10 protein-coding genes and 1 tRNA gene are annotated in these 10,980 nt (G+C 69.5%); 4 read left to right on the top strand and 7 right to left on the bottom strand.

Annotation, left to right across the window (positions count from 1 at the left end):
• Positions 1-247 precede the first annotated feature (247 nt).
• Positions 248-324: transfer RNA gene (locus AB0I51_RS45820), tRNA-Thr, on the bottom strand.
• Between the two features lie 248 nt (positions 325-572).
• Here AB0I51_RS45820 and ugpC point away from each other — a divergent pair.
• The 3 genes from ugpC to AB0I51_RS45805 all read left to right on the top strand — a co-directional run bounded on the left by ugpC (position 573) and on the right by AB0I51_RS45805 (position 3,203).
• The gene (gene ugpC, locus AB0I51_RS45815; protein ID WP_362985030.1) at positions 573-1,709 is read left to right on the top strand and encodes a sn-glycerol-3-phosphate ABC transporter ATP-binding protein UgpC; all 1,137 of its coding nucleotides are present in this window, start codon (positions 573-575) and stop codon (positions 1,707-1,709) included.
• Between the two features lie 210 nt (positions 1,710-1,919).
• Positions 1,920-2,375 (top strand): hypothetical protein, encoded by a 456-nt coding sequence (locus AB0I51_RS45810; RefSeq protein WP_026179108.1) that lies wholly within the window; start codon positions 1,920-1,922, stop codon positions 2,373-2,375.
• A 96-nt stretch (positions 2,376-2,471) separates the two neighbouring features.
• Positions 2,472-3,203: a nucleotidyltransferase family protein gene (locus tag AB0I51_RS45805; RefSeq protein ID WP_362985028.1), complete on the top strand. Its 732-nt coding sequence runs from the start codon at positions 2,472-2,474 to the stop codon at positions 3,201-3,203.
• A 172-nt stretch (positions 3,204-3,375) separates the two neighbouring features.
• Here AB0I51_RS45805 and AB0I51_RS45800 read toward each other — a convergent pair whose 3' ends face one another.
• The 6 genes from AB0I51_RS45800 to AB0I51_RS45775 form a co-directional block, all read right to left on the bottom strand.
• A complete protein-coding gene (locus AB0I51_RS45800; RefSeq protein WP_362985026.1) occupies positions 3,376-5,001 on the bottom strand; it encodes a DoxX family protein in 1,626 nt (541 codons plus the stop codon).
• Between the two features lie 118 nt (positions 5,002-5,119).
• Positions 5,120-6,061 carry a 23S rRNA (guanosine(2251)-2'-O)-methyltransferase RlmB gene (rlmB, locus tag AB0I51_RS45795; RefSeq protein ID WP_362985024.1) on the bottom strand — a complete coding sequence of 314 codons (942 nt, stop codon included), beginning with the start codon at positions 6,059-6,061 and terminating at the stop codon, positions 5,120-5,122.
• Between the two features lie 109 nt (positions 6,062-6,170).
• A complete protein-coding gene (gene cysS / locus AB0I51_RS45790; RefSeq protein WP_362985022.1) occupies positions 6,171-7,571 on the bottom strand; it encodes a cysteine--tRNA ligase in 1,401 nt (466 codons plus the stop codon).
• 110 nt (positions 7,572-7,681) lie between these two features.
• The gene (gene ispF / locus AB0I51_RS45785) at positions 7,682-8,179 is read right to left on the bottom strand and encodes a 2-C-methyl-D-erythritol 2,4-cyclodiphosphate synthase (protein ID WP_362985020.1); all 498 of its coding nucleotides are present in this window, start codon (positions 8,177-8,179) and stop codon (positions 7,682-7,684) included.
• The gene (gene ispD / locus AB0I51_RS45780) at positions 8,169-8,921 is read right to left on the bottom strand and encodes a 2-C-methyl-D-erythritol 4-phosphate cytidylyltransferase (RefSeq protein WP_362985018.1); all 753 of its coding nucleotides are present in this window, start codon (positions 8,919-8,921) and stop codon (positions 8,169-8,171) included. The genes ispF and ispD overlap by 11 nt, the downstream gene beginning before the upstream one ends.
• A gap of 250 nt (positions 8,922-9,171) precedes the next feature.
• Positions 9,172-9,654: a CarD family transcriptional regulator gene (locus AB0I51_RS45775; protein WP_003953493.1), complete on the bottom strand. Its 483-nt coding sequence runs from the start codon at positions 9,652-9,654 to the stop codon at positions 9,172-9,174.
• Positions 9,655-10,243: 589 nt separating this feature from the next.
• Between AB0I51_RS45775 and AB0I51_RS45770 the strand changes: the two genes are divergently transcribed.
• On the top strand, positions 10,244-10,891 hold the full coding sequence (locus AB0I51_RS45770) for a DUF461 domain-containing protein (protein ID WP_362985016.1): 648 nt from the start codon (positions 10,244-10,246) through the stop codon (positions 10,889-10,891).
• Positions 10,892-10,980 lie beyond the last annotated feature (89 nt).

Below are 10,980 nucleotides of genomic sequence, written 5' to 3'. Positions count from 1 at the left end.
GACTGCCCACTTTGCCCGGAATTCCATGGTCGCCCGAAAAGAAAGAGCCAGCTCGCAGGGCTGGCCGGCGATTCACTTTGGCGCTACACCCATGGGTTCGAACCTGAGACCTACGCATTACCAATACACAAGGCGATCTCGGCCCCATCTGGGCCTCAAACCCGCCTCACGAGGCAGTGGTTTAGACCACTAGAAGGTCAAGGAAAATAAAAAACCCCAGGTCAGATGCCTAACCTGGGGTGTACCTTGGAGCCCCCTGTCGGATTCGAACCGACGACCTACGCATTACAAGTGCGTTGCTCTGGCCAACTGAGCTAAGGAGGCCTGCACGAGTGTGATGCGGATGTGCCCGGCGTAGCCGAGTCGTGCGCGATCACGTGCCTGGTGCAGTGTACCCAGGTCCCCGCCGCCCCCTGTCGAAAATTTCCGCGAAGTTCACATGGCCTCGGGTACTGACAGACCGGGCAAACGCCAGGTACCGTCCGTACCCAGTTCACTCGCGTGGACTACACCACCACCTTCCTACAACGGATCGTCCGGCACGTTCCTGCCGGTAGAAGGGGGCCTTCACCATGGCCACTGTTTCGTTCGACAAGGCGACCCGGATCTACCCGGGCACCGAGAAGCCCGCCGTCGATGGTCTGGAGATCGAGGTCGGGGACGGCGAGTTCCTCGTCCTCGTCGGTCCGTCCGGCTGTGGCAAGTCCACCTCGCTCCGCATGCTCGCGGGGCTCGAGGACGTCAACGCGGGCGCCATCCGCATCGGTGACCGCGACGTCACGCACCTGCCGCCGAAGGACCGGGACATCGCCATGGTGTTCCAGAACTACGCGCTGTACCCGCACATGACGGTCGCCGACAACATGGGCTTCGCGCTCAAGATCGCCGGCGTCAACAAGGCCGAGATCCGCCAGAAGGTGGAGGACGCGGCGAAGATCCTCGACCTCACGGACTACCTCAGCCGCAAGCCGAAGGCACTCTCCGGCGGTCAGCGCCAGCGTGTCGCGATGGGTCGCGCCATCGTGCGTGAGCCCCAGGTCTTCCTCATGGACGAGCCGCTGTCGAACCTCGACGCCAAGCTCCGTGTCTCGACCCGTACGCAGATCGCCTCGCTGCAGCGCCGTCTCGGCATCACCACCGTCTACGTCACCCACGACCAGGTCGAGGCCATGACGATGGGCGACCGGGTGGCCGTACTGAAGGACGGTCTGCTCCAGCAGGTCGACAGCCCCCGCAGCATGTACGACCGCCCCAAGAACCTGTTCGTGGCCGGCTTCATCGGCTCCCCCGCCATGAACCTGATCGAGGTCCCGATCACCGACGGCGGTGTGAAGTTCGGCAACTCGGTCGTCCCCGTCAACCGCGAGGCGCTCAAGGCCGCCACCGACAAGGGTGACCGTACGGTCACCGTCGGCGTCCGCCCCGAGCACTTCGACATCGACGAGCACAACGGCGAGGCCGCGAAGTCCCTCACCAAGGACTCCGAGGACGCCCCGGCCGGTCTCGCGGTCTCCGTGAACGTCGTGGAGGAGCTGGGCGCCGACGGTTACGTCTACGGCAGCGCCAAGGTCGGCGACGACCTGAAGGACCTGGTCGTCCGCGTCAGCGGCCGTTCGGTGCCGGAGAAGGGCTCGACGCTGCACGTGGTGCCGCGTCCGGGCGAGCTGCACGTGTTCTCGACCTCCACGGGCGAGCGTCTCACCGACTGATCACACGTCCACAGGAGGGGCCCCGCGGTGATCCGCGGGGCCCTTTCCCGTTTCCGGTCCACGTCGGCCGACCGATATGACAAATACCCCGGCAGACCCGTCATTTCGAGCGGTGTTCGTCAACGCCCTACCCAATTCGAGGCACCAATCCATCCCCCGAATTGGTGACTAAATGTCGCCAAATCATTACCGGGCGCTACCCTCACACGCGTGAAGCACTCCAATAACCAACAGCCGCGACGCGGCCGGGGCCCCGCCCGCCGGGTCGGCCGCACCCTCGCCCTCGTCCTGCCCGTCATGATGGTGCTCTCCGGGACCCTCGCGGTCACCCGGGTCAACTGGTCGGGGAGCCCCTCCAGTTCGATGCTCACCGCGACGGACGTCACGGCGGCCGGAGCCTCCTCGCGGGCCGCCGCACGCGCCCCGCAGGACGTCCTGCGCGACCAGCTCATGACCGAGCTGCAGGACAAGAACCCAGGCGTCGTCCTGACCCACCTCCAGGAGGCGGTGAACGGCCACCCGTCGCTCGCCACGCACTGCACCTCCATCGCCCGCGCACTGGGCCGCGCAGCGGTCCGTATCTACGGCGCGGCACGCGCCCAGTCCTACGCCCGCCCCGTGTGCGACACCGCGTTCGCCTCCGGGGTCATGGCCGCGCACAGCTGACCGGAGCCGGCGCCCGGAGTAGGAGGTCGGTAACGGCTGATTAAGGAACGGTTGCAGCCGAAAAATGCGGTGGGGCCGCCACGTACAGTTCGGGTCATGACCGATCCGAACGCCGCGTCGCGCCCCACCCAAGCCGTGATCCTGGCCGGTGGCCAGGGATCCCGGCTGCGCCCCTACACCGACGACCGGCCCAAGCCGATGGTCGAGATCCCCGGCACCGGGACGCCGATCATCGGCCATCAGCTCGTCTGGCTCGCCGAGGAGGGCGTGACCGACGTCGTCGTGAGCTGCGGGCATCTCGCCGAGGTGCTGCAGGACTGGCTGAAAAAAGCCGATCTGCCCGTCGAGGTGACCACGGTCGTCGAAACGGAGCCGCTGGGCCGCGGCGGCGGCCTCAAGTACGCCGCCGCGCATCTGCCCCGCCCGGACAGCCCCTGGTACGCCACCAACGGCGACATCTGGACCCGCTTCTCGCTGCGCGACATGGCGGACTTCCACACCGAGCGCGACGCCGTCGCGACGATCGCGCTGGCCCGGCCGCGGATCCCCTGGGGGGCCGTGCAGACGGACGACTTCGGGCGTGTCACGGACTTCATCGAGTCGCCGCCGACGCAGTTCGCGATCAACGCGGGGGTGTACGTCTTCTCGCCCGAGTTCGCGGGGTTGTTGCCGGAGCGGGGGGATCACGAGCGGACGACTTTCCCGCACCTCGCGCGTGAGTTGCGGTTGGCCGGGTTCCCGATTCCGCAGGGGGCGTACTGGCGGGCCATCGATACCGCGAAGGATCTGCGGGAAGCCGCCAAGGAGCTTGCCGCGCTGGGTCGTTGAGCGCGGGCCGGTGGGGGCTGGTCGCGCCCGCGCGGCGGAGCCGCATATTTGTTTGCACAGCCCCGCGCCCCCGAAGGACGAAACCGCAGAGGGCCCGCACCGAAAAGTGCGGGCCCTCTTCCTGTGTGTCAGCCGGTGGGCGACTGCTTCAACAAGCCGTCCACCGGCCCAGCTACCCCAACAGGCCGCCCACCAGGCCCGGCTGGCCGGAGGAGGACGAACCCCCGGTGCTGGAGCCGCCACTTGAGCCGGTGCCGCCGGTCGTGCCGCCGCCCGACGTGGGGCCGGAGGTCGTGCTGGGGGCCTGTCCGGCCGGGGAGGAGTGCTGGGGCTGGGTGCGGCCCGCGGTGCCCTGGGTCTGGCTGGGGGCGCCGCCGGTGGCCGTACCGGTCGACGAGTGGGTCGCGCCCGGGCTCGTCGCGGCGTGCGACGGGCTGGCCGAAGTGGCCTTCTGGGACGGCGAGTTGGCCGCCGAGGGGCTGCTGCTGCGGCTCTTGGTCGGTTCCCCGGGGAGCGGGGCGCCGGGGAGTTCGTTGCGCGGGGCCTCGCCGGGGCCGGGGACGACCACGCGGCTGGAGTCGCGCACCGCGCCGCCGAGGAGCGAGCCGATGAGCAGGGTGAGGCCGATGGAGACCGCCGTGACCAGGGCGCCTCGGCGCAGGACGTAGCGGCGCAGTTCCCAGATGTCGGCGCGGGGACCGAGGCGGCGCCAGGCGCTGCCCGCGAGGCGGCCGTCGACGGAGTAGACGGGGGCGCCGGCGATGATCAGCGGGGACCAGGCGGCGAGGTAGATGATGTCGGGGGCGTCGTAGGCGGGAACGGTCTTCCAGCTGACGGTGACGATGAGCGCTGCGGAGAGCAGCGCGCCGCCGACCGCCGCAACCCGCTGCCAGAGGCCGAGGATCGTCAGGACGCCCACGATGACCTGGGCGAAGGCGATGACGAGCCCGGAGCCGACGGGGTGCTGGAGGGCGAACTGCCGTAGTGGCTCGGCGACTTCCCAGGGGTGCAGGGTGTTGAGCCACTTCACCATGGAGCCGCGTTTGCCGCCGTCGAAGTACACGGGGTCGCACAGCTTGCCCATGCCGGCGTAGATGGAGATGAAGCCGAGGAAGATACGGAGAGGGAGCAGGACGACGCCGAGGTTCATCCGGCGGCCGGGGTAATAGGCGTGCCGTACCGGGTCGTTGGGGTGCCGCCCGGTGCGCCGCTCGCGCTCGCCGTCCGCCTCGAAGTCCTCGAACTCCCCGTCTCCGTAGGCGGGTTCGTCGTAGGCGCTGCCCACGGTCCGCATCTGCGGCAGGAGTCGGTTCTCGCCGGTGTCGTGGGCGTGGCCGCGCTGGGCGCCGACGATGGGGGTTTCGAGGGTCTGCGCGGTCAGGTCGCCGTCGTAACCGCCGTCCGCGATACGGGGGATGACCTGCGTGGCGCCGGCGTCGCCGGACGGTTGCTCGCCGTGGCGGACGCCGCTGCCCCGCACGGCCTGGAGGAGCCGGTGGGCGCCGGTGTCGTCCGGGGCGGACCTGCCGCTCCAGACGACGGGCCTGCGGCGCGCGGCACCGGCCGCGGGCATCCGGGCGGTGTCCTCGGCGGTACTCAACTGCCGTGCGAGGCGCGGGTTTTGGGTGCGCGTCGAGGCGCCCAGCTGCACGCGGAAACTCGCATGGTTGACGATGACCTGGGCCGGATCGCTCGGCACCTTCACCATGCTCAGCGCGGGAGCGTCGTCCAATCCGGACTGGAATCCGGACGAGCGGTCCCCCGTGGGTGTGCGGGGTGTTCTGGTGTCCACACTCATCTAACCGAGTGACGTGTGTTTAGGACACTGCTTTGACTTGGCGGATGTGTCCGGACAGCGTCAAGCTCGCCCTCGGCCGCCAGATTGCCCCGAGTGGGTGACCGCGCCGAACGTCCGTTCAGCTACGGCGACGGGCCGCCTCGTAGAGCACGATTCCGGCCGCCACACCCGCGTTCAGCGACTCCGCGCCACCCGGCATCGGAATCCGCACCCGGTAGTCGCAGGTCTCGCCGACGAGGCGGGACAGGCCCTTGCCCTCGCTGCCCACGACGATGACCACCGGGCCTTCCAGGGCGGGGAGTTCGCCGACCTCGGCCTCTCCGTCGGCGGCCAGGCCGACGACCGCGATACCGGCCTTCTTGTACGCCTCAAGGGCGCGCGTCAGGTTCGTGGCGCGGGCGACGGGCGTACGGGCCGCCGTACCGGCCGACGTCTTCCAGGCACCCGCGGTCATGCCGGCCGCACGCCGCTCGGGAACGAGGACGCCATGGCCGCCGAACGCGGAGACGGAGCGGACGATCGCGCCGAGGTTGCGCGGGTCGGTCACCCCGTCGAGGGCGACGATCAGCGGGTCCTCGCCCTTGTCGTAGGCCGCGTTGGCGAGGTCCTCGGCGTGTGCGTACTCGTACGGCGGGACCTGGAGGACCAGGCCCTGGTGGTTGAGGCCGTTGGTCATGCGGTCCAGCTCGGGGCGCGGGGCCTCCATGAGGTGGACGCCGCCGCGCTCGGCGACCAGCTGGAGCGCCTCGCGCACCCGCTCGTCGTTGTCGATGAACTGCTGGACGTAGAGCGTGACCGCCGGAACGCCCTCGCGCAGCGCCTCCACGACCGGGTTGCGGCCGACGACCATCTCGGACGTGCCCTTGCCGCCGCGTCCGCGCGCGACCGGGCGGCGCTGGACCTGCTTGGCCTTGGCGTTGGCGATGCGGTTCTTCTTGTGACCCTTGCGTGCCTCGGCGGGCGGGGTGGGACCCTTGCCTTCCAGGCCCCGGCGCCGCTGGCCGCCACTGCCGACCTGCGCGCCCTTCTTGCCGGACATGCGGCGGTTGTTGGCTGCCATGACCTACCTGTCTGTGCGATGCGATGAGTACGAATGAATACGTGCGTCTATGCAGTGTGCCGCCCGGAGGGCCGGGCGGCACAGTCGATCTTCGTTGACCGGGGTGGGCTCAGCGTGGGCCGAGGCTCCAGCGGGGCCCTTGCGGGCCGTCCTCGATGACCAGGCCCGACTGGTTGAGCTGGTCACGGATGGCGTCCGCGGTGCCCCAGTCCTTACGGCCCCGGGCGGCCTCGCGCTGGTCGAGGACCATGCGGACCAGGGTGTCGACGACACCGTGCAGATCGTCGCCGCGGTCGGTCTCGCCGGCCCACTGCGGGTCCAGCGGGTCCAGCCCGAGGACGCCGAGCATGGCGCGCACCTCGGCGAGGCGGGCCACGGCGGCTTCCTTGTCGTCGGCCGCGAGCGCGGAGTTTCCCTGCCGGACGGTCGTGTGTACGACGGCGAGGGCCTGCGGGACGCCCAGGTCGTCGTCCATCGCCTCGGCGAACGCCGGCGGCACCTCGGCCGCGGGCTCGACGACTCCCCCGGCCTTCTCCACCACCCGTTGCACGAAGCCCTCGATCCGCGCGAACGCGGACTCCGCCTCGCGCAGGGCATCCTCGCTGTACTCGATCATCGAGCGGTAGTGCGGGGTGCCGAGGTAGTAGCGGAGCACGATCGGCCGCCACACCTTGACCATCTCGGACACCAGCACGCTGTTGCCGAGCGACTTCGACATCTTCTCGCCGCTCATGGTGACCCAGGCGTTGTGCACCCAGTACTGCGCGAAGTCGTCGCCGTAGGCCTTGGCCTGGGCGATCTCGTTCTCGTGGTGCGGGAAGATCAGGTCGAGACCGCCGCCGTGGATGTCGAAGGCCGGGCCCAGGTACTTGTGCGCCATCGCCGAGCACTCCAGGTGCCAGCCGGGCCGGCCGCGGCCCCACGGGGTCTCCCAGTCGGGCTCGCCCGGCTTGGTCGCCTTCCACATCGCGAAGTCGCGCGGGTCGCGCTTGCCGGTGATGCCCTCCTCGGAGGGTTGGCGCAGGTCGTCGATGTCCTGGTTCGACAGCTGCAGGTAGTCCGGGTACGAACGCACGTCGAAGTAGACGCTGCCGTCGGCCTCGTAGGCGTGCCCGCGCTCGATGAGCCCGCGCATCATCTCGATCATCTCGGGCACATGGCCGGTCGCCCGCGGTTCGTACGTCGGCGGGAGGCAGCCCAGTGCCTGGTAGCCGTCGTTGAACGCGCGCTCGTTCTCGTAGCCGATCGCCCACCAAGGGCGGCCCTGGTCACGGGACTTGGCGATGATCTTGTCGTCGATGTCGGTGACGTTGCGGATGAACGTGACGTCGTAGCCGCGGTGTTCGAACCAGCGGCGCAGGATGTCGAAGTTCAGACCCGAGCGGATGTGGCCGATGTGCGGGGCGGCCTGCACGGTGGCACCACACAGGTAGATCGAGACACAGCCCGCGGTGAGCGGGGCGAAGTCGCGAATCTGCCGGGCGCTGGTGTCGTACAGACGAATGGTCACGGTACAAGGGTAGTGGGCGGTAAGGGGTGCGCGGGACCGTATGTCGGGTACCGGCCGGTGGGGGCTGGTCGCGCAGTTCCCCGCGCCCCCAAGAGCCGAGGCCGGGCCGCTCAGCCGAGTTTCACGACCAGCGCCGTCGCCACTGCCATGAGCCCCTCGTCCCTGCCCGGGAAGCCCAGGCCGTCCGTCGTGGCGCCCGAAACCGACACCGGAGCTCCCGCCGCCTCCGACAACAGCTTCTGCGCCTCGTCCCGGCGCTTGCCGATCTTCGGGCGCGGTCCTACGACCTGTACGGCCACGTTGCCGATGGTGAAGCCCGCCTCGCGGACGATCCTCGCCGCCTCTGTCAGCAAGGTCACCCCGGATGCGCCCGACCACTCGGGGCGGCCCGTGCCGAAGTGCCGGCCGAGGTCGCCGAGGCCCGCTGCGGAGAACAAGGCATTGCACGCGGCATGCGCTACGACGTCCGCATCGGAGTGGCCCGCCAGGCCCGGGCCCTCGCCTTCCCACTTGAGGCCGGCGCACCACAGTTCGCGGCCCTCCTCGAAGGCGTGGATGTCGGTGCCGATGCCGACCTGGGGAAGCACGAAGGACTGCTCAGAAGCCATCGTTCAGCCTCCTGCGGGCGAGGACCGCCTCCGCGAGGACCAGGTCCAGGGGGCGGGTGACCTTGAAGGCCTCCTCGTGGCCGGGGACGACCACGACCGTCAGGCCGAGTTGCTCGACCATGCTCGCGTCGTCGGTGACGTTGTCGGTGACCGTCTCGTGCGCGTGGACGAGCGTGGCGCGGTCGAAGCCCTGCGGAGTCTGTACGGCGCGGAGCCGGGCCCGCTCCGGGGTGGCGACCACCGGTTCCGGGTCGCCGGGGTGTGCGGCCGGCTCGACTTCCTTGACGGTGTCGGCGAGGGGCAGGGCCGGTACGACGGCGGGGGCTCCGTCCCGTACGGCCTCGATGACCGCGTCGACCGTGTCGACGGGGACGAGCGGGCGGGCCGCGTCGTGGACGAGGACGACGTCGTAGCCCGGCGGCAGTGCGTCCAGGCCGAGCTTCACGGACTCCTGGCGGGAGTCGCCGCCGGGGACGACCAGGAAGTCGGTGCGCTCGGGCAGTGCGTGCGCGTCGAGGAGGGTCTTGACCTCGGGGGCGCCGTCGGGCGGGGCCACGACGACGACCAGGGTGACGGCGCGGGAGGCGGCGAGGGCGCGGACCGCGTGGATGAGCATGGGGGTGCCGTTCAGCGCGCGTAGCGCTTTGGGAGCGCCCGGGCCGAGGCGTACGCCCCGTCCGGCGGCCGGGATCACGGCGGCGACGGAGGACTGCGCCTGCGAAGAGCGCGAATCGTCAGACATCGGTTCCTGTCAGGTTTGTGTGCTCGACCTAGGTGGGTATGGCCTGAGGAGTGCCGGGCGCGACGCCTTGACCGGACCCTTCCGTGACACCGGTCGAGCCTGCTGCCCGGGCCCGGCACACCATTATCGGGGGTTTCTCGGCCTGGCCCTGAACTGCCCCCGAACATGCCGAAGCGCCCGGCGACAGGCGGGCTGTCATCGGGCACCACGGCATTTCAGTGTGCTGAGCAGGGCGTACCAGGTGCCTGCGTCAGGACGCGAGAACCTCGTCGAGCAGGGCCTCGGCCTTGTCCTCGTTCGTGTTCTCCGCGAGCGCGAGCTCACTCACCAGGATCTGGCGAGCCTTGGCGAGCATGCGCTTCTCACCTGCGGAGAGTCCGCGCTCGCGCTCACGACGCCACAGGTCACGGACGACTTCCGCGACCTTGATGACATCGCCGGAGGCGAGCTTCTCCAGATTTGCCTTGTAACGACGCGACCAGTTCGTGGGCTCCTCGGCGTACGGAGCACGCAGCACCTCGAAGACCCGGTCCAGCCCGTCCTGACCGACCACATCACGTACGCCCACGAACTCCGCATTGTCCGCTGGCACACGCACCGTCAGGTCACCCTGGGCGACCTTCAGCACCAAGTAGGTCTTGTCCACGCCTTTGATCTGGCGAGTTTCGATAGCCTCGATCAGCGCGGCCCCGTGATGGGGATAGACCACGGTGTCGCCAACCTTGAACGTCATGTGACAGGTACCCCTTCCGTGGCTATCCAGGGTAACACGGAAACTGCGTGTTCTGAATGGCGTTTTCGCAGGTCAGGGCATATCTCGGGGCTTGACAACAGCAACAGGAACGTGCTGCGGAGGCCGAGCGGAAGAGGGTATTCGCAGGTCGGAGCAGCTCTCCGGGCGAGGTGAAACGCGTACGTTACACACATCCGGAGGCGCCCCCAAGTGGACGAACGTCCGCAAATGTCTGGTTCCAAGTGCTCGACTTCCGCTACTCCGTTCGGTGCGCGGAGCCCGGTGCGAGGTGAATCCGGAATTGATCACCGAGGCGGCACGGAACGGCCGGTGATCAATTCTTCGGGGTGTCCTGCATTCTTCACGGAAAATCCGCCGACGGACGGCTGAGCTGCTTATGTGAATGCCGGACGAGCGCCGGGCGCAAGTGACCCGCGAGTCACTTGTGGCACACGGGTACCCGGTTGGGGGAGGGTCGGGTGCGGTGGCGCGGGAACGGCTCGGTAACCTAAGGCCGCTGACAGATACTTAGGGCGGCTTTATTCGGGAGTCGCCCTGCTCCGCCCACGTTCAAGGAGTAGCCGCCGCCGTGAGCAGCAGCCTTCGACGCGGCGCCCTCGCCGCCGCCGCCATCGCGTTCTCGATCGCCTCGCTCGCCGCGTGCGGTGCCGGCAACGACGCCCAGACGCTTGGGGTCAAGCCGGACAACGCGGCCGTCTCCGTCGGCGTCATCAAGGTGCAGAACGCACTCGTCATCACCCAGCCCATCACCGACTCCAGCCCCCAGCCCTCGGGCCCGGCGGTGATCTCCGCGACCCTGTTCAACACCAGCAAGGACCCCCAGACCCTGGACTCGGTCAGCGTCGACGGCGTCGGCACGGCCACGCTCACCCCCGCCAAGGGCAAGGGCAAGCTGGTCGTCCCGGCCTTCGGCTCGCTCGTCCTGGGCGGCAAGGGCAACGCCTCCGCCGCGCTGACCGACGCCGGCACCGGCCTGGAGGACGGCAACGCCCAGAAGGTCACCTTCACCCTCAGCACGACCGGCGCGGTGAGCCTGAGCGCGTTCGTCGTCCCGGCCGACAACTACTTCACCAAGTGGGGCCCGACCGCGATCCCGACGCCCGCGCCGGGCGCCTCCGCGACCACCTCCGCCTCGCCGAAGCCGCACAAGAGCACCTCGGCCACGCCGTCCGACTCCGCCTCGGAGAGCACCACGGCGACGGCCTCGGCCGGCTGAGCGGCGGCCGTAGCAGCAGTCGTTGCGGGGACACTCTCCGGCGGGCCGCTGGTGGTGCTGCACGCCCCACCCGATCGGACGCGCAAACG

It is taken from the genome of Streptomyces sp. NPDC050549 (assembly GCF_040655035.1).
In the GTDB taxonomy this organism is placed as follows: domain Bacteria; phylum Actinomycetota; class Actinomycetes; order Streptomycetales; family Streptomycetaceae; genus Streptomyces.
The sequence above is the reverse complement of the archived record's forward strand: the minus strand, read 5'-3'. Positions and strand labels throughout refer to the sequence as shown.

Coding starts and splice junctions, on each gene's coding strand:
- ugpC (WP_362985030.1), top strand. CDS start 573: ATGGCCACTGTTTCGTTCGACAAGGCGACCCGGATCTACCCGGGCACC.
- AB0I51_RS45805 (WP_362985028.1), top strand. CDS start 2,472: ATGACCGATCCGAACGCCGCGTCGCGCCCCACCCAAGCCGTGATCCTG.
- AB0I51_RS45800 (WP_362985026.1), bottom strand. CDS start 5,001: ATGAGTGTGGACACCAGAACACCCCGCACACCCACGGGGGACCGCTCG.
- rlmB (WP_362985024.1), bottom strand. CDS start 6,061: ATGGCAGCCAACAACCGCCGCATGTCCGGCAAGAAGGGCGCGCAGGTC.
- ispF (WP_362985020.1), bottom strand. CDS start 8,179: ATGGCTTCTGAGCAGTCCTTCGTGCTTCCCCAGGTCGGCATCGGCACC.
- ispD (WP_362985018.1), bottom strand. CDS start 8,921: ATGTCTGACGATTCGCGCTCTTCGCAGGCGCAGTCCTCCGTCGCCGCC.
- AB0I51_RS45775 (WP_003953493.1), bottom strand. CDS start 9,654: ATGACGTTCAAGGTTGGCGACACCGTGGTCTATCCCCATCACGGGGCC.